This window comes from Streptomyces sp. NPDC034111, from assembly GCF_055575375.1.
In genome coordinates this window covers 723,561-739,770 of sequence record NZ_JBVIST010000001.1, presented here as the reverse complement: position 1 = coordinate 739,770, position 16,210 = coordinate 723,561, and the positions used below count along the sequence as shown (strand labels likewise).

Here is a 16,210-nt window from a genome sequence, read left to right as displayed (position 1 = left end):
GGTGTGACGGAGCCGTGGCGTCAGAGCGGGGGCGTGCCGTCGGGCGTCTGGCTGAACGCCGGCGGGACCTTGCGGCCGCGGGCCCGGACCGCGAGCACCGTGGCCGCCGTCGCCAGGAGCAGCAGCGCTGCGCCGACCGTCAGCAGCCAGGCAGGGACGCCGCCCACCATGAGCAGCGCATACGTGTACCTGACCCGCTTGAAGGGCGTGTCGTGGGGCGTACGGACGAGTTCGTGATCGCCGGTGATGCGGTGTGGCTGTGGGAAGTTCTGCTCGATGGCGGTCAGAAACGTAGGGCCGGTGCCGCCCTTGTTTCCGGCGCCCCCGGTGCTGCTGAGGTCGCTTAGCGCACCCTTGGGGGCGATCCGGCCCGCGAAGGAGACGTCGGGCCGCGCCCCGCCGATCGCGCCGCGTGGCTCCATCCGGTGCGGCGCGAGGATGTAAAGCCCCAGTGACTGCGGTGTCTTGGCGAGACGGGAGAGCCGCATGGGGTAGACAAGCCGGTCGCTGGCGAAGGTCAGGCGCAGCGGGTCGAGGGTGCCGGTCAGCTGTTGTCCCTCGGCCGGCGCGAGCCGGATCGCCACGTACTCCCAGCGCTGTGCCACGTACGGCCGGAGCTCGGTGGCCAGTGAGGCGGGCAGCCGGAAGCCCTGGGACTTCAGCCAGTGGCGCAGTGCGCCGGGGTCGGTCGCGGTCAGCCGGGCGACGTCGAAGGGGCCCAGGCGCTCGCGCCCGACCACCCCGACCCCTGGGCCGCGCTCACCGGGCATCGCTGCCCCGGCGCCGTCGGCAAGGCCCCCGAAGGGCCAGTCGCTGCTCCGGGGCCAGAAGTAGTGGCGCTGCCGGACGGCCGGTTCGGTCAGGGTGGCGAGCTGGTCGAAGAGGGCGGGGTTGCCCAGCTTGACCGTGGCGCGGTGCGGTACCGGCATGATCCATGCGGCGTCGGGGGCGGTGCCGCGCACCGTCAGACTCATCACGATCTGCTCGGTCTTCCCGTCCCAGCGCACTGCCGAGGTCTCCCGGTTCACCGCCATGGTGGTCTGCGGGGTGTGCACCATCGCCCCGCAGCCACAGGCGTACGCCGGCCGGGCCAGCGATACCAGCTGCATGGCCAGCAGCATCAGCACCACCAGCAACGCCCGCCGCCGCCCGATCGTCACGCTCGTCACACCAGTCACCTGTCCCCCGTTGCGCTCGCCGCTCGATGTGAGCGGCAGCGACTCAGACGGCGAGGGTGGTACGGGCGGTTCCCGGTTGCGGTCAGGCCGCCGTGCCCCCCGTGGCCGGGGTGTTGGCCGTCCGTACGACCTCCCGGGCCTCCGCCTCGGTCTCGACGGCCGGCGGGGAGCCGGGCAGCGGCCTGCGGGCGGTCTCGGACATCAGCAGGACGGCGATCCCGCCGATCACGGCCGCCGCCATCATGTAGTAGGCGGGCATCATCGTGTTGCCGGTCGCACCGATCAGGGCGGTGACCACCAGCGGCGTCGTACCGCCGAAGAGCGATACGGAGACGTTGAAGCCGATCGACAGGGAGCCGTAGCGCACCCTGGTCGGGAACAGCGCGGGCAGCGCGGCCGGCATCGTCGAGGTGAAGGCGACCAGCAGCAGGCCGAGTGCGGCCATGCCCAGCGCGATGGCGAGCAGCGACCCCTGCCGGATCAGCAGCAGGGCCGGCACGGACAGCACCAGGAAGCCGAGGCAGCCCGCGCCGAGGACCGGACGGCGGCCGAAGCGGTCGCTGAGCCGGCCGGCGAACGGCTGGACGCACATCATCAGGACCATCACCGCGAGCACGACCAGCAGCCCGTGCGTCTCGTCGTACTTCAGCTCCGAGGTCAGATAACTCGGCATGTACGACAGCAGCATGTAGTCGGTGACGTTGAAGACCAGGACCAGCCCGACGCACAGCAGCATCGCCCGCCACTGACCGAGGACCATCTCGCGGATGCCGATCCGCTTCTCGGCCTCGCGGCGCGCCCTCTCCTTCGTCCGCGCCTCCTTCTCCAACTGGGCGAAGGCCGGGGTCTCTTCGAGCCGCATCCGCAGGTAGAGGCCGATGATGCCCATCGGTCCGGCGATCAGGAACGGGATGCGCCAGCCCCAGGAGTTCAGGTCCTCGGTGGACAGCAGCGCGGTCATCAGGGTGACCAGGCCGGCACCGCCGACGTAACCGGCCAGGGTGCCGAACTCCAGCCAGCTGCCGAGGAATCCGCGCTTCTTGTCGGGCGCGTACTCGGCGATGAAGGTGGAGGCGCCCCCGTATTCGCCGCCGGTGGAGAAGCCCTGTACGAGGCGGGCGGCGAGCAGCAGGAGGGGCGCGCCGACGCCGATGGAGGCGTACGACGGGATCAGGCCGATGGCGAAGGTGCCCACGGCCATCATGATCATGGTGATCGCGAGGACCTTCTGCCGGCCGATCCGGTCACCGAGCGGTCCGAAGACCATGCCGCCGATGGGGCGCACGAGGAATGCCGCGGCGAATGCGCCGAACGTCGACAGCAGCTGCGCGGTCGCATTCCCGGACGGGAAGAAGACATGCCCGAGGGTGACCGCGATATAGCTGTAGACGCCGAAGTCGAACCACTCCATCGCATTGCCCAGGGCGGCTGCCGACACCGCGCGCTTGACCATCGCGGGGTCGACGACGGTCACCTCGCCCGAGGTCGGCTCTTCCGGGCCCGGCGTTCTTTCCTGCTGCGGGCCGGTTACCGCGTCGGCACGGCCGCCGACGGGGTTGTGGGGTCCTGGTGCGACGGGGGACTGCGTCGGCACGTGTTCGCTCGCCTGCGCTCTCTGGGACGACTACCTGACACCACCCGCCGTGGAACAGCGGGACAGAGCCCGCCATGGGGTGACGGGCAAAGGTCGACCATAGGGGCAGAGCGGATCATTACGGACAGTGTGCGGATGATCGCGCAGTGGGCCGCATACCCGCTTCTTGCAGGGGAAACTCGCTTTTGCAAAGCAATTCACGGGATGCGGGACTGTGATCCATATCGCGAAGATCCACTGCAACCATTGGCGCATTGTGACGTGGGTCACGCACAGTCGCGCGGGTGGGCATGGAAGCAGTCGCGACCACGAAAAACGGCGCGGCGGCGCAGTGCACCGCCGCGCCGACAGGGATCGTCGCGTTCTTTCAAGGATCGGCCAAACCGTGCCGTCACGCCACTCGGGCGCCTTGGGCCGGCCGCGACGCCGAAGGGCATCCGCGCCGCACGGCCGCCGTGCCGCACCGTCGAGCGGCCTCACGGCATCCATGCCTCGTACGACATCACCTCGCCCGCCTTGATCCTGAAGTCGGGCTGGTCCTTGGTGAAGGTGACTTCCAGGCCCAGGAGTTCGCCGCTGCGGGGATCGAGGATCACCATCTGGCGCGTCGCGTTCGAGGCGCCGTCGGGACCGTCGTAGACATACGCCTCACCGCGCCGGCCCAGCCGGTCGGTGACCGTGCCCGCCGCCCGCAGCCCGTCCGCATCGGCCAGCATCCGGACGATCGCGGCGGTCTCCCGCGGTCCCGGCGTCCACTCCTGGCGGAACGAGGAGAGCGCCAGCAGGAGTTGGGGTGTCGTACGGGTGCCGTCCGCTCCGCCGTACAGCAGCGCCAGATGTTCGCGCAGTGCTACCGGGTCGGTCGGCGGCTTCGTACGGGCCGCCAGTCCGCTGTGCCGGGCGGCGGAGCCTGCCGGATAGGTCTTGCGGTGCAGGACCTTGCCGTCGCTGACGGTCTGCCAGCGGCCGTCGGCGTCATGGATCACCGGGCGGCCCGGGTGCCGCGGATCGGTGGCCACGACCAGTTCGGAGCCGCTGCCGTCGGCGTTCCACCGGGTGATGCGTTCCTCGGGCACGGTAACGGGCGGCGCGGCGTCCGGGCCCGCTTGCATGCTCAGGTACCAGCTCTGAAGATGGCTGCCCCGGCGCGGCCCGTCCGCGGCACCGGCCGTGCGGGCCCGCGCCTCCGTCCGGCGGGCGAGCTCCGCCAGCGGTACGGGGCGTGCGTCGCCGTGCAGCCGGAGCGCCACGGGCGCGGCGGTCGCCGGGACGCTGCCGGCGTCGGAGAAGGTGAAGGCGAGCACGGCGACGAGCGCGAGCACCGCTGCCTCGGCACGCAGGACCAGGCGCCGCCCCGCCCGCCGGGTGTGCTTGCTGTGCAGCAGACGGTTGAGGGCCCGTTCGGCGCGGGCGTCCAGCGGGCGGTCCCGCCACGGCCCTGTCCCGGCCGGTACGGGGTTGGCCGCGCGCAGCAGGTCCAGTTCGTCAGTCATTGCGGTCGCCTCCTGCTCGTACGGCCACGGTCATCCGCGTACGGTCGATCTCCGCGCGAAGGCGGCGGCGCGCGCGGTGCAGCCGCATGGCCGCCGCGCTCTGCCCGCATCCGAGGGTCACCGCCAGTTCCTCGATGGTCAGTTCCTCCCAGGTGGTCAGCCGCAGCACCTCCTGGTCGGCGGGGGAGAGACGGGCCAGCGCCTCGTGCACCCAGGAGCCGGGCCGCTCCGCGTCGGGGCTCTCGACGGTCTGCCGCTGGTGTGCCACCTCGTGGTTGCCCAGGCGGCGCAGCAGCCGCCGGTAGCGGCTCAGCCCGCGCACCGTATTGGCCAGGCAGTTGCGGGCCACCCCGTACAGCCAGGGCAGGGGAGTGTCGGGGAGCTCGGTGCGGCGTCTCCAGGCTATGGAGAAGACCTCCGCCACCACTTCCTCGACCTCGTGCGCCGGCCCGTCCAGCCGACGCGCCACAAAGCGGCTGACCGCCCAGTAGTGCGCGCGATAGGCCTCGGCGAAGGCGTCATCGGCGAAGGCGTCGTCCGTGCTCATGAACCGTTGGTGTCCGGCATGGCCCCGATCTTCACACCCTCCTTGAGTGAGACATCACACCCGGCCGCGACGGCCCTCGGCACCTGTAGGCGGTGAGGTTTCCGGCGGCCCCGGACACCTACGGGGCATGAAGCTCCCCGTGAAGTGGCTGACGACCACCGACCACAAGACGATCGGCACGCTGTATCTGGTCACCGCCTTCTCCTTCTTCTGCGTCGGTGGCCTGCTGGCGCTGCTGATGCGTGCCGAACTGGCCCGTCCGGGCCACCAGATCATGTCGAACGAGCAGTTCAACCAGGCGTTCACGATGCACGGCACGGTAATGCTGCTGATGTTCGCGACGCCGCTGTTCGCCGGCTTCGCGAACTGGATCATGCCGCTCCAGATCGGCGCGCCCGATGTCGCCTTTCCCCGGCTCAACATGTTCGCCTACTGGCTGTACCTCTTCGGCTCGCTGATCGCGGTCGGTGGATTCCTCACCCCTCAAGGGGCCGCCGATTTCGGTTGGTTCGCCTATGCGCCGCTCTCCGATGCGGTGCATTCCCCCGGTATCGGCGGCGATATGTGGATCATGGGTCTGGCCTTCTCCGGCTTCGGCACGATCCTCGGTGCGGTCAACTTCATCACGACGATCCTGTGTATGCGGGCGCCCGGCATGACGATGTTCCGGATGCCGATCTTCACCTGGAACGTGCTGCTGACCGGTGTGCTGGTCCTGCTGGCCTTCCCGGTGCTGGCGGCGGCGCTGTTCGCGCTGGAGGCGGACCGGAAATTCGGTGCGCATGTCTTTGATGCCGCCAATGGCGGTGCCTTGCTCTGGCAGCACCTCTTCTGGTTCTTCGGTCACCCCGAGGTGTACATCATCGCCTTGCCGTTCTTCGGCATCATTTCCGAGGTCATTCCGGTCTTCTCCCGGAAGCCGATGTTCGGTTACATCGGTCTGATCGCGGCGACGGTTTCGATTGCCGGTCTTTCGGTCACGGTGTGGGCGCACCACATGTATGTGACGGGCGGCGTGCTGTTGCCGTTCTTCTCCTTCATGACGTTCCTGATCGCGGTGCCGACCGGTGTGAAGTTCTTCAACTGGATCGGCACGATGTGGAAGGGCTCGCTGTCCTTCGAGACACCGATGCTGTGGTCGATCGGCTTTCTGATCACGTTTATGTTCGGTGGTCTGACCGGTGTCATCCTGGCCTCGCCGCCGATGGACTTCCACATCTCCGACTCGTACTTCGTCGTGGCCCACTTCCACTACGTGGTCTTCGGCACGGTGGTCTTCGCGATGTTCGCCGGCTTCCACTTCTGGTGGCCGAAGTTCACCGGGAAGATGCTGGACGAGCGGCTCGGCAAGATCACCTTCTGGACGCTGTTCGTGGGCTTCCACGGCACCTTCCTCGTCCAGCACTGGCTCGGTGCGGAAGGCATGCTGCGCCGTATCCCCGACTATCTCGCCGCCGACGGCTTCACCACCCTGAACACCGTCTCCAGCATCTTCTCCTTCCTCCTCGGACTCTCCCTCCTGCCGTTCCTCTACAACGTCTGGAAGACGGCGAAGTACGGTGAGAAGACGGAGGTCGACGACCCGTGGGGCTACGGCCGTTCGCTGGAGTGGGCGACGTCCTGCCCGCCACCGCGGCACAACTTCCTCACCCTGCCGCGTATTCGCTCCGAATCCCCGGCGTTCGACCTGCACCACCCGGAGATCGCCCGCGAGTCCGAGGCCCTGGCGGACGTGGAGCAGACGCGTGGCGCTGAAATCGGGGCCGGCGCATGAAGAAGAGCATTCCCGCGGACGGGGGCTTCCCCATGGACGACGGCATCTCCATGGCACAGGCCCTCAACGAGATCGAGGGCTTTCTCCTCTGGGAGGCGGAGAAGGACCGGGCCCGCACCCGCGCGGACGCCTTCTGCGCCGGACTGCCCTGGCTCACCGAATCCCAGCGGCAGGAAGTGGAGTTGCGCTATTGCGAGGACCAGCGCGACGCCGCACGCGCCTATCTGGAGCGTATTGCGGTCCGCAGCGCCACACTGCGGACCGAATACGAGGGGGTCTACCGGGCGCTCCGGCGGCGCCTGATCACCGCTTTCCTCAGCGGCACGCTGGCCGTGACGGCGCTGGTGGCCGTCACGGTCGCCGGACTGACCGCACGCTGAGGGGAATTGTGCTCCCTCAGTCGGTGACGGTGATCTGGGATGCGGGGTCCGTGGTGTCGCTGACCGTGTAGGTGGCGCTGAACGTCGAGCTGGTCGCACTGGTCGGACAGCCGAAACCGCCCGCCACCTTCACCGGCACCGCGGCACGGGTGAAGGTCAGGGTGGCGGGCGCGCCGTTGGTCCAGGTGCCGTTCACCGTCGCCGGCGAGGCGGGGGCCGCGGTCACCGTGCAGGACGCCAGCCCGCTGGTCCTGAGGACGACCCCGCCGGAGGGAAAGGTCAGCGCGGCGGTCACCGGCGTCCCGTTCTGCATGGCCACGCCCCAGGTGCCGGACGTGCTGACGGTCGCGCTGACGCCGGGCATGCTCGTCGTACACGACCCGTAGGTCGCCGGGGTGAGGGAACTGCTCACCGGGCCGGCCGCGTTCCGGTTGTCGGGCGCGGCCGGCACCTGCCCGGCGGAGGCCGAGGTCGTACAGGTGACGGTCACCGAGCCTGCGGTGAAGGTGGCCTTGCCGCTGAGGGTGGCGGCAAAGCTGTGACCTGCGGGGCTGACGGTGGTGGAGGCCTCGGCGGGTGCCCCGGCAGGCTGCGCCGCAGCGCTGCCCGGTACGGCGACGGCGGTCCCGAGCACCGCGGCGATGCCCGTGCAGAGGGCCGCCAGAAGGCGCCTGTCGGGGGCACGGTGCGTGGTGGGTACGGGGTGCGGGGGGTGGGTCCTTCTCATGCGGGTTCCTTCCCGAGGGGCAGGGATACGGGGGAGTGGGGACGGAGACAGAGGGGTGGGGAGGGGGCGTACGGGTAGGTGCCTGTCGGGTGTTGCGTACCGGGGCGACACCCTTGCCAACCGGGCAGCGGTCAGGGCTCGTTGACCACCGGCTGCCAGGCGAAGATCATCGAACCGCCGAGGATCCCGAGGACCGTGCCGATCAGAAAGCCACCGAGGTTGGACATCACCAGCGCGGCCGCCGCGCACAGGACGGTCAGCACCCCTGCGAGGCCCCGGTAGTGCGGCGCGAACCACGCCGAGAGCCCCATCACGATCATCACCAGCCCCATCAGCACCGAGGGGATACCGGCGATGCCCTGATGCAGCATGACCTCCAGGGGAGCCAAGGGAAGGGCGCAGATCTCGGCGCCGGCGAGGACGGCCACCAGTCCGCCCCAGAAGGGGCGTCCCGTCCGCCAGCGCCGCCAGCTCAGAAGCATTCCTTCGTGCCCTTGGAGATCTTCATGCTCAGCCCGGAGAGCTTGAAGGTCCCCGCGTTGGTGGCCCAGGCGGTCTGCCGCAGCGTGCTGATCCGGACGTCGTCGGCCTGTTGGGCGAAGAGGTCCTGCATCCCCTGGGCGTCGGCAGGACCCTTGTCCAGGGTGGAGGCGTCCCGGCCGATCTCGATGTGGTGGAAGGACGCATGGCCGGAGAGCTGGGTGGCGTCCACGAAGAGGTTGGCCGCCTCGACGGGCTTGCTGCCCGTCCCCGCACGGAGGTTGAGCGAGATATCGCCGATGACCGGCAGATGAGTGACCACCGACTGACAGAGGTTGTTCAGCTGCGCCGATCTGATGGCAGTGACCGCCACCGGGAGCAGGTCTCCCCTGGCGTTGGTGTCGACGCTCCCGTACTGGGCGAATCCCTCGCCCGTCAGGCTGTCCGCGGACACCTTGAACTGCTGCCCCGATACGGCGAATGACGCCGCCAGCGCCCCGTTGGCCAGGGCGATGCCGAGGGCCGCGGTGCCGGCGAGGGCCGGGACGGACAGTACGGCGAACTTCCGCCGGCTGATGCGTCCCGTGACAGGTCTGCCGTGTGCGTCCTTCATGGTGTGGGTCCCCTTCGAAGAGCGTGGAGCGCGCTGTCGAAATGCGTGGGGGGAGAGGTGCGTGGAAGCAGCCGTGAGGTGTGTCGCGAGGTGTGTGTGATGCCTGGAGGGCACGCGGGGGAGCGGAGCCGGGCGGGTGTGCATGGGGGGTGTGCGGCCCCGACCCCTCTGGTGCCGCTGCTGCCGCGGTCGTGCGGAATGCGGCGAACTCACCGGTGTTACTGACGAGTTGTCGAGTCGATTCGAATGTAAGTCCGCCCCTGGCAGCTGGCAAGGTTGAGAGACGAACCGCTTTCGGACATACCAAGTGGTGCCCGGCAGCCGTTGCCGGCCACCCGGGCACCACGGACAGTCCGGCTACGTCAGCCGTCAGCCGTAGCGGACCTGAAGCTCCTTCACCCCGTTGAGCCACGCCGAACGCAGCCGCCGGGGCTCGCCGGTCAGCGAGATGTCGGGCATGGCGTCCGCGATGGCGTTGAAGATGAGGTTGATCTCCAGGACCGCCAGGGACTTGCCGAGGCAGAAGTGGGGTCCGCCGCCCCCGAACCCCAGATGCGGATTGGGGTCGCGGGTGATGTCGAAGACCTCCGGACGGTCGAAGACCTCGGGGTCGTTGTTGGCGGAGGCGTAGAAGATCCCCACCCGCTGGCCCTCCTTGATCTCCGCGCCACCCAGTTCGGTGTCCTGGGTGGCGGTGCGCTGGAAGGAGACCACCGGCGTCGCCCAGCGCACGATCTCCTCGGCGGCCGTCGCGGGGCGCTCGCGTTTGTAGAGCTCCCACTGGTCGGGGTGGGTGAGGAAGGCGTGCATCCCGTGCGTGATGGCATTGCGCGTGGTTTCGTTTCCGGCCACCGCCAACAGGAGGACGAAGAAGCCGAATTCGTCCGAGCCGAGGTTGCCCTCGTGCTCGGCCGCCACCAGTTGGCTGACGATGTCCTTGGCCGGGCATTCCTTGCGCGCCGTGGCGAGGTTCATCGCGTACGAGATCAGCTCCATCGCCGCATTGCTGCCGACCTCTTCGGTGATGGCGAGCTCCGGGTCGTCGTACGCGATCATCTTGTTCGACCAGTCGAAGATGCGGGCCCGGTCGTCCTGGGGGATGCCGATGAGTTCGGCGATGGCCTGGAGGGGGAGTTCGCAGGCGACGTCGGTGACGAAGTCCCCGGAACCGCGCTCGCGTGCCTCGGCGACGATCCGCGTGGCCCGGTCACGCAGCGCCTCCTCCAGGGCGCGGATGGAGCGCGGGGTGAAGCCCCGCTGGACGATCTGGCGGACCCTGGTGTGCTCCGGCGGGTCCATGTTCAGCATGATCAGCTTCTGTACGTCGATCTGTTCGCGGGTCATGGACGCGTTGAAGCGGATGATCGCGGTGTTGACGTTGGCGGAGAAGATCTCCGGCTTGGTGGAGACCTCCTTGACGTCCTGGTGGCGGGTGACGACCCAGTAGCCGTCGTCGCCGAAGCCGGCGATGCCGTGCGGCTGGGCGTTCCACCACACCGGCGCGGTCTGCCGCAGCTGCGCGAACTCGGGGAGCGGGACGCGGGAACGGTAGACGTCGGGGTCGGTGAAGTCGAACCCCTCGGGCAGCGCTGGGCAGGTCATCGGCGACTCCTGGTCCATGGTTCTTCCCGACTTCTGACTTCTGACGGCTCATCAGCTATGGGGTCGCGGTGAAGGTAGTAACGGGTTCTACAAGTGGCAAGGGTCATGGCGACTCCAGTTGCGGACAAGAGGCTTGCATGCCCCTTGCGCCCCGGCGGGCGGCTCATAAGACTGCTTGTCGAACTAGAACGCGTACTAGTTCTTCTTCCGTGGGTGCCGGGACGCCCGCGGACGCGAGGAGAGGACGAGTCAGTCATGGCCGCGGAACCCGTCATCGTCGAAGCAGTACGCACCCCCATCGGCAAGCGTCAGGGCGCGCTCGCAAACCTCCACCCCGCCTACCTCCTGGGCGAGACCTACCGTGAACTCCTCGCCCGTACCGGCATCCAGCCCGACTGCATCGAACAGATCGTCGGCGGCACCGTCACCCACGCCGGCGAACAGTCCATGAACCCGGCACGCAACGCCTGGCTGGCGATGGGCCTCCCGTACGAGACCGCCGCCACCACCGTGGACTGTCAGTGCGGCTCCTCCCAGCAGGCCAACCACATGGTCGCCAACATGATCGCAGGCGGCGTCATCGACGTCGGTATCGGCTGCGGTGTCGAGGCGATGTCCCGGGTGCCGCTCGGCAGCGGCTCCAAGCACGGCCCCGGCAAGCCCTGGCCCGACGAGTGGAGTGTCGATCTGCCCAATCAGTTCGAGGCGGCCGAACGCATCGCCCGCAACCGGGGACTGACCCGCGAGAACGTCGACTCGCTCGGCCTGATCTCGCAGGAGCGGGCGGCCGCGGCCTGGGCCGAGGAGCGGTTCAAACGGGAGACCTTCGCCGTCCAGGTCCCCACCACCGAGGAGGAACAGGCCGCGGGGCAGGGCATGTGGCGGCTGGTCGACCGCGACGAGGGGCTGCGCGACACCAGTATGGAGGCGCTGGGCGGCCTCAAACCCGTCATGCCGACGGCCGTGCACACGGCGGGCAACTCCTCACAGATCTCCGACGGCGCGGCCGCGGTGATGTGGGCCTCCAAGCGCATGGCGCGCGCCCTCAAACTCAAGCCACGGGCCCGCATCGTGGCCCAGGCGCTGGTCGGCGCCGATCCGCACTTCCATCTGGACGGACCCGTAGACGCCACCCGCGCGGTGCTCGGCAAGGCCGGGATGTCCCTCAAGGACATCGATCTGGTCGAGATCAACGAGGCCTTCGCCTCCGTCGTCCTGTCCTGGGCGCAGGTCTTCGAACAGGACCTGGAGAAGGTGAACGTGAACGGGGGCGCCATCGCCCTGGGCCACCCGGTCGGCGCCACCGGCGCGCGGCTGATCACCACCGCACTCCACGAACTCGAACGCAGGGACAAGGAGTTCGCCCTGATCACGATGTGCGCGGGCGGGGCACTGGCGACCGGGACGATCATTCAGCGGTTGTAGCGGACGGGGCGGAGCCGGAAGCGGAGGCGAAGGAGACCGGGGCGTCGAAGGCGGCGCGGCGGGTGGCGCGCCGCAGGGCCCTGAGGACCGTACCGCCCAGCGTGACGGTGAGGACCACGGTGACCAGGGCCCGGGGGAGATCCCAGCCGAGGGACGTGGCCAGGCAGTAGGCGACGTAACGGGCGAGGTTCTCGGCCGGCGGATCACCGGGGACGAACGAGACCCCCGAGGCCATTCCGCTGATGTAGGGCCAGCCCTGAAGGTTCATGACCAGGCCGTAGAGGACCGCGGAGACGGCACCGTAGGTGGCGAGCACGGCCAGCTCGCCGCGCCCGCGCAGCCGGTCGGCCGCCGGCAGCAGCCCGGCGCCCATCGCCACCCACCCCATGGCCAGCATCTGGAACGGCATCCAGGGGCCGACCCCGCCGGTCAGCAGCGCCGACGCGAACATCGCCACCGAACCCAGCACGAAGCCGAAGCCCGGCCCGAGCACCCGCCCCGACAACACCATCAGAAAGAACATCGGCTCGATACCGGCCGTCCCCGCGCCCAGCGGACGCAACGCGGCCCCGGCAGCGGCCAGTACGCCGAGCATGGCGATGGCCTTCGCATCCAGCCCGGTATCGGCGATGGTCGCCACCACGACGGCGAGCAGCATCGGCAGCAGCGCCGCGAACAGCCAGGGAGCGTCCTGGGAATGGGCGAGCCCGGAGGCCGAATCGGCCAGCAGCGGCCAGCCGAACGCCATCACACCGATGGCCGAGATCAGGGCCAGCGCGACGACGGAGCGCGGGCCGAGCCGGACGGCCCGGACCCGGCGGCCCGGCCCTCGGGGGTGCGTACTCATCGGGCTCATCCGGACGCCGCCTCCAGGGCGCGGGCCACCTGGGGAACGGTCAGCCAGGGAAGCGGCGCGAGCACCTTGGCGACCTGCGGGGCGAAGGAGGGCGAGGAGACGACGATCTCCTCGGTGGGGCCGTCGGCGACGACCTCACCGTCGGCGAGGATCACCACGCGGTGCGCCAGTTCGGCGGCGAGTTCCACATCGTGGGTGGCCAGGACGAGGGCGTGCCCCTCGGCGGCGAGCGCGCGCAGCACCTCGATCAGCCGGGACTTGGCGGCGTAGTCCAGGCCGCGGGTGGGCTCGTCGAGCAGGAGCAGCGGCGGACGCGCGGTCAGCACGATCGCCAGGGCGAGGGCCAGCCGTTGGCCCTCGGAGAGATCACGGGGGTGCGCGGAGTCCGGCACACCGGGCAGCAGCCGGGTCACCAGGGCCCGGCAACTGCCGTCGGGGGCACCCGCGTCCTGGTCCGCCGCGGTGCACTCGGCGGCGACGGTGTCCGCGTAGAGCAGATCACGCGGTTCCTGGGGCACCAGACCGACGTGCCGCAGCAGGGCGCGGGGACCGGTGCGGTGCGGGGTGACACCGCCTACCCGCACCGTGCCGGACGACGGCTGGTGCACCCCGACGAGGGAGTTGAGGAGGGTGGACTTCCCCGCGCCGTTACGCCCCATCAGAGCGACGGTCTCGCCGGCGCGGACGCTCAGGTCCACCCCGTACAGCGCCTCGATCCGCCCCCGCCGCACGCCGAGCCCACGGACCTCCGCCGCGGGACCGTCCGGCAACCCCGGCCCGGCAGCGGCCCCTGCACCGGCCCGGGAGCCCCCCGGCGGGGTGACACCCGCCAGGCGTTCCCGCAGGGGCGCGGCCTTGCGGCGGGCATCGCGGACGGTGAGCGGGAGCGGCGACCAGCCCGCCAGGCGGCCGAGGGCCACCACCGGGGGGTGGACGGGGGAGACGGCCATGACGTCGGAGGGGCTGCCCATGACCGGGGGTGCGCCCGGCGACGGAAGGAGGATGACCTGGTCGGCGTACTGGATGACGCGCTCCAGCCGGTGTTCGGCCAGCAGGACCGTGGTGCCGAGGTCATGGACCAGCCGCTGGAGCACGGACAGCACCTCTTCGGCGGCGGCCGGGTCGAGGGCCGAGGTCGGCTCGTCGAGGACCAGCACCTTCGGGTGGGTGGTGAGGACCGAGCCGATCGCCACCCGCTGCATCTGCCCGCCCGAGAGCGTGGTCAGCGCGCGGTCCCGCAGGCCGGCCAGGCCCAGCAGGTCCAGGGTCTCCTCGACGCGGCGGCGCATCACGTCGGGGGCGAGACCGAGGGACTCCATCCCGTAGGCGAGTTCGTCCTCGACGGTGTCGGTGACGAAGTGCGCCACCGGGTCCTGGCCCACGGTGCCGACGACATCGGCGAGTTCACGCGGCTTGTGGGTGCGGGTGTCCCGGCCGTCGACGGTGACGCGGCCGTGCAGGGTGCCGCCGGTGAAGTGGGGGACGAGCCCGCAGACGGCGTTCAGGACGGTGGACTTGCCGACGCCGGAAGGCCCGGCCAGCAGACACAGTTCGCCCTCGGGGACGGTCAGGTCGATGCCCTGGACGACGGGCTCCGCGGCGTCGCCGTAGACGACCGAGACCTGCTCGAACCGGATCACTGCGTCGGCTCCTTCGCGTGCTGAGGGGGGAGAGGCGGCGCGCCGGCGCCGCGGGTGCGAGCGGCGCGGGCGGGCGCACCGGTGCGGTCGGTGGCCGTGGCCCGGCCCGCGGACCGCTCCCGCTCCGGGGCACGGGGCACCGGTGCCACCAGCGCCGGCAGCAGTCCGACAAGAAGGGACGCGGCCGGCCAGAGCGGCAGTACGGGGGAGGTGAGCGGAACGGCCGGGGGGTGGAGGGCCGCCGGGGCGTAGTCGCCGGCCCAGATCATCAGGGCCGCCACGGCGATGCCGGAGCCCGATACCAGCCAGGCGCGGGCGCCCCAGCGCTCCGGGCGGTAGCGGGTGCGGACCGAGCGGCGGCCGCCGAGCTGGAGTCCGGCCAGCGCGGCGGCCAGACCGGCCAGGAGCAGCGGCAGACCGTAACCGGCCCCGGCGTCACCGAGCAGCCCGTAGGTGCCCGCGCAGATGCCGAGCAGACCGCCGAGGGTGAGGGCGGAGGTGGTGTGCCGTACGGCGCGCGGCACGTGGGCGGTGCGGCCGTATCCGCGTGCGTCCATGGCGGCGGCCAGCGCCACCGAGCGTTCCAACGCGCCCTCCAGGACCGGCAGTCCGACCTGGAGGAGCGCCGTGACACCGCGGTCGGGGCGGCCGCGCAGCCGGCGGGCGGCGCGCAGCCGCTGGACGTCGGCGACCAGATTCGGGGCGAACGTCATGGCGACCACCACCGCGACGCCCGCCTCGTAGAGCGCGCCGGGCAGGGACTTCAGCAACCGGGAGGGGTTGGCGAGGGCGTTGGCGGCCCCGACGCAGATGAGGAGGGTGGCCAGCTTCAGTCCGTCGTAGAGCGCGAAGAGCATGCCCTCCGCCGTGACCCGGCCGCCGATCCGGACGCCCTTCGCCCAGTCCGGCAGCGGCACTTCGGGCAGCGTGAGGAGGGTGTGGGTACCGGGGATCGGGGAGCCGAGGAAGAACGCGAAGACCAGCCGGACGGCGATCACCACCAGGCCGAGCTTGACGAACGCCCCGTACGCGCGAGCCCAGGGCGCCTCCGTACGGCGGGCCGCGACGACATAGCCGGCCACCCCCACCAGCAGCCCCAGCAGCAGCGGGTTGGTGGTGCGGGAGGCCGCGGTGGCCAGGCCGAGCGCCCACAGCCACCAGGCGCCGGCGTGCAGCGCGGTGGTACGGGTCGCCTGCGGGGCGCTCATCCGCGCCGGCGGCGTGCCTGCCAGAGGGCCGCCGCGCCCAGGACGACGACGGCCGCCACACCGCCGAGCAGGCCGGCGGACGGCCCGGACCGATCGGACGAACCGGACTGACCGGCTTGCGCCGAACCCGCCGAACCCGCCGAACCCTTCGCGCCCTTCGAGCCCTCCGCCCCGGCGGCGCCGGACCCGTCCACCTGCTCCGCGCAACCCGCCTTCGGGTAACCGGCGATGCCGCACAGCAGCGCATGGGAGTCATAACGCAACGGCCGGGCGACCGCCGCCAGCGCCTCGCCCGCCGACGCGTCCTCGGACACCTGGGCGCACTCCGTCCGTGCCCGCGGCGGCCGTTCACCACCGGGCGACTCCGCCGCGGTGCCGAAGTCGATGACGATGCCGATCCGCTTGCGGCCGTCCTTGGCGGGCGTGGCCCGGCAGATCGCGTCGAAGTCGGCGGCCGCACGCGGCTTCCCGGCCGCGGCGGAGTCGGCGCTGACCGTGAAGCGGAAGCCCTCGACCGCGCCGTCGGCCGGCCGTAGGGTGGCCGGCCCCTGGGTGGCGTACGCCCAGGAGCCGCCGTCCTTGCCGTCCCAGAAGGACCAGTAGCGGTACTCCTGTGCCTGGGCCGGTCCGGCGACGGCCAGACCGGTCACCGCGCCGGCCAGGAGCGCGCCGACGAGCCTGCTGCGCCGCATC

Annotated in this window: 15 protein-coding genes; 3 read left to right on the top strand and 12 right to left on the bottom strand. The window is 70.7% G+C overall.

Annotated features, from left to right (window positions below):
* Nucleotides 1–20: 20 nt before the first annotated feature.
* The 4 genes from ACZ55A_RS03315 to ACZ55A_RS03300 all read right to left on the bottom strand — a co-directional run bounded on the left by ACZ55A_RS03315 (nucleotide 21) and on the right by ACZ55A_RS03300 (nucleotide 4,812).
* A complete protein-coding gene (locus tag ACZ55A_RS03315; protein WP_468834596.1) occupies nucleotides 21–1,121 on the bottom strand; it encodes a DUF2330 domain-containing protein in 1,101 nt (366 codons plus the stop codon).
* A 139-nt stretch (nucleotides 1,122–1,260) separates the two neighbouring features.
* Nucleotides 1,261–2,772: a glycine betaine/L-proline transporter ProP gene (gene proP, locus ACZ55A_RS03310; protein ID WP_468832385.1), complete on the bottom strand. Its 1,512-nt coding sequence runs from the start codon at nucleotides 2,770–2,772 to the stop codon at nucleotides 1,261–1,263.
* Nucleotides 2,773–3,248: 476 nt separating this feature from the next.
* Nucleotides 3,249–4,265, bottom strand: a complete 1,017-nt coding sequence (locus tag ACZ55A_RS03305) for a CU044_5270 family protein (RefSeq protein ID WP_468832382.1) — start codon at nucleotides 4,263–4,265, stop codon at nucleotides 3,249–3,251.
* Nucleotides 4,258–4,812 carry an RNA polymerase sigma factor gene (locus ACZ55A_RS03300; protein ID WP_468832379.1) on the bottom strand — a complete coding sequence of 185 codons (555 nt, stop codon included), beginning with the start codon at nucleotides 4,810–4,812 and terminating at the stop codon, nucleotides 4,258–4,260. The genes ACZ55A_RS03305 and ACZ55A_RS03300 overlap by 8 nt, the downstream gene beginning before the upstream one ends.
* A 127-nt stretch (nucleotides 4,813–4,939) precedes the next feature.
* Here ACZ55A_RS03300 and ctaD point away from each other — a divergent pair, with 127 nt between their 5' ends.
* On the top strand, nucleotides 4,940–6,586 hold the full coding sequence (gene ctaD, locus ACZ55A_RS03295) for an aa3-type cytochrome oxidase subunit I (protein ID WP_468832375.1): 1,647 nt from the start codon (nucleotides 4,940–4,942) through the stop codon (nucleotides 6,584–6,586).
* Nucleotides 6,583–6,966 (top strand): hypothetical protein, encoded by a 384-nt coding sequence (locus ACZ55A_RS03290; RefSeq protein ID WP_468832371.1) that lies wholly within the window; start codon nucleotides 6,583–6,585, stop codon nucleotides 6,964–6,966. The genes ctaD and ACZ55A_RS03290 overlap by 4 nt, the downstream gene beginning before the upstream one ends.
* 16 nt (nucleotides 6,967–6,982) lie before the next feature.
* On the opposite strand, the gene ACZ55A_RS03285 is transcribed toward ACZ55A_RS03290, so the two are convergent.
* From ACZ55A_RS03285 to ACZ55A_RS03270, 4 genes are all read right to left on the bottom strand, one after another.
* On the bottom strand, nucleotides 6,983–7,693 hold the full coding sequence (locus ACZ55A_RS03285; protein ID WP_468832367.1) for a hypothetical protein: 711 nt from the start codon (nucleotides 7,691–7,693) through the stop codon (nucleotides 6,983–6,985).
* A gap of 131 nt (nucleotides 7,694–7,824) precedes the next feature.
* Entirely contained in the window at nucleotides 7,825–8,175 is a 351-nt protein-coding gene (locus ACZ55A_RS03280; protein WP_468832363.1) for a DUF6114 domain-containing protein, read from the bottom strand.
* Nucleotides 8,166–8,786, bottom strand: a complete 621-nt coding sequence (locus ACZ55A_RS03275) for a DUF6230 family protein (protein ID WP_468832358.1) — start codon at nucleotides 8,784–8,786, stop codon at nucleotides 8,166–8,168. Before ACZ55A_RS03275 ends, ACZ55A_RS03280 begins: the two co-directional genes overlap by 10 nt.
* A gap of 369 nt (nucleotides 8,787–9,155) precedes the next feature.
* The gene (locus ACZ55A_RS03270; protein WP_468832356.1) at nucleotides 9,156–10,388 is read right to left on the bottom strand and encodes a cytochrome P450; all 1,233 of its coding nucleotides are present in this window, start codon (nucleotides 10,386–10,388) and stop codon (nucleotides 9,156–9,158) included.
* 255 nt (nucleotides 10,389–10,643) lie between these two features.
* On the opposite strand from ACZ55A_RS03270, the gene ACZ55A_RS03265 reads away from it, so the two are divergent.
* Nucleotides 10,644–11,813 (top strand): steroid 3-ketoacyl-CoA thiolase, encoded by a 1,170-nt coding sequence (locus ACZ55A_RS03265; protein ID WP_468832354.1) that lies wholly within the window; start codon nucleotides 10,644–10,646, stop codon nucleotides 11,811–11,813.
* Here the strand turns inward: ACZ55A_RS03265 and ACZ55A_RS03260 are convergent.
* The 4 genes from ACZ55A_RS03260 to ACZ55A_RS03245 are packed head-to-tail and all read right to left on the bottom strand — an operon-like array spanning nucleotide 11,797 to nucleotide 16,209.
* Nucleotides 11,797–12,660, bottom strand: coding sequence for an ECF transporter S component (locus ACZ55A_RS03260; RefSeq protein WP_468832350.1), 864 nt, complete (start codon nucleotides 12,658–12,660; stop codon nucleotides 11,797–11,799). The two genes, ACZ55A_RS03265 and ACZ55A_RS03260, sit on opposite strands and share 17 nt — an antisense overlap.
* A 5-nt stretch (nucleotides 12,661–12,665) precedes the next feature.
* Nucleotides 12,666–14,309 (bottom strand): ABC transporter ATP-binding protein, encoded by a 1,644-nt coding sequence (locus ACZ55A_RS03255; protein ID WP_468832346.1) that lies wholly within the window; start codon nucleotides 14,307–14,309, stop codon nucleotides 12,666–12,668.
* Nucleotides 14,306–15,517: a CbiQ family ECF transporter T component gene (locus tag ACZ55A_RS03250; RefSeq protein ID WP_468832343.1), complete on the bottom strand. Its 1,212-nt coding sequence runs from the start codon at nucleotides 15,515–15,517 to the stop codon at nucleotides 14,306–14,308. Before ACZ55A_RS03250 ends, ACZ55A_RS03255 begins: the two co-directional genes overlap by 4 nt.
* Complete coding sequence (locus tag ACZ55A_RS03245) at nucleotides 15,514–16,209, bottom strand: SCO2322 family protein (RefSeq protein ID WP_468832340.1); 696 nt, start codon at nucleotides 16,207–16,209, stop codon at nucleotides 15,514–15,516. Before ACZ55A_RS03245 ends, ACZ55A_RS03250 begins: the two co-directional genes overlap by 4 nt.
* Nucleotide 16,210: the final 1 nt, after the last annotated feature.

Bases quoted from the DNA above. Each gene is read 5' to 3' on its own strand.
- ACZ55A_RS03300 (WP_468832379.1), bottom strand. From the start codon at position 4,812: ATGAGCACGGACGACGCCTTCGCCGATGACGCCTTCGCCGAGGCCTAT.
- ACZ55A_RS03265 (WP_468832354.1), top strand. From the start codon at position 10,644: ATGGCCGCGGAACCCGTCATCGTCGAAGCAGTACGCACCCCCATCGGC.
- ACZ55A_RS03245 (WP_468832340.1), bottom strand. From the start codon at position 16,209: ATGCGGCGCAGCAGGCTCGTCGGCGCGCTCCTGGCCGGCGCGGTGACC.
- ACZ55A_RS03280 (WP_468832363.1), bottom strand. From the start codon at position 8,175: ATGCTTCTGAGCTGGCGGCGCTGGCGGACGGGACGCCCCTTCTGGGGC.
- ACZ55A_RS03260 (WP_468832350.1), bottom strand. From the start codon at position 12,660: ATGAGTACGCACCCCCGAGGGCCGGGCCGCCGGGTCCGGGCCGTCCGG.
- ACZ55A_RS03305 (WP_468832382.1), bottom strand. From the start codon at position 4,265: ATGACTGACGAACTGGACCTGCTGCGCGCGGCCAACCCCGTACCGGCC.
- ACZ55A_RS03250 (WP_468832343.1), bottom strand. From the start codon at position 15,517: ATGAGCGCCCCGCAGGCGACCCGTACCACCGCGCTGCACGCCGGCGCC.
- ACZ55A_RS03270 (WP_468832356.1), bottom strand. From the start codon at position 10,388: ATGACCTGCCCAGCGCTGCCCGAGGGGTTCGACTTCACCGACCCCGAC.
- ACZ55A_RS03290 (WP_468832371.1), top strand. From the start codon at position 6,583: ATGAAGAAGAGCATTCCCGCGGACGGGGGCTTCCCCATGGACGACGGC.
- ACZ55A_RS03275 (WP_468832358.1), bottom strand. From the start codon at position 8,786: ATGAAGGACGCACACGGCAGACCTGTCACGGGACGCATCAGCCGGCGG.
- ctaD (WP_468832375.1), top strand. From the start codon at position 4,940: ATGAAGCTCCCCGTGAAGTGGCTGACGACCACCGACCACAAGACGATC.
- ACZ55A_RS03315 (WP_468834596.1), bottom strand. From the start codon at position 1,121: ATGCTGCTGGCCATGCAGCTGGTATCGCTGGCCCGGCCGGCGTACGCC.
- ACZ55A_RS03285 (WP_468832367.1), bottom strand. From the start codon at position 7,693: ATGAGAAGGACCCACCCCCCGCACCCCGTACCCACCACGCACCGTGCC.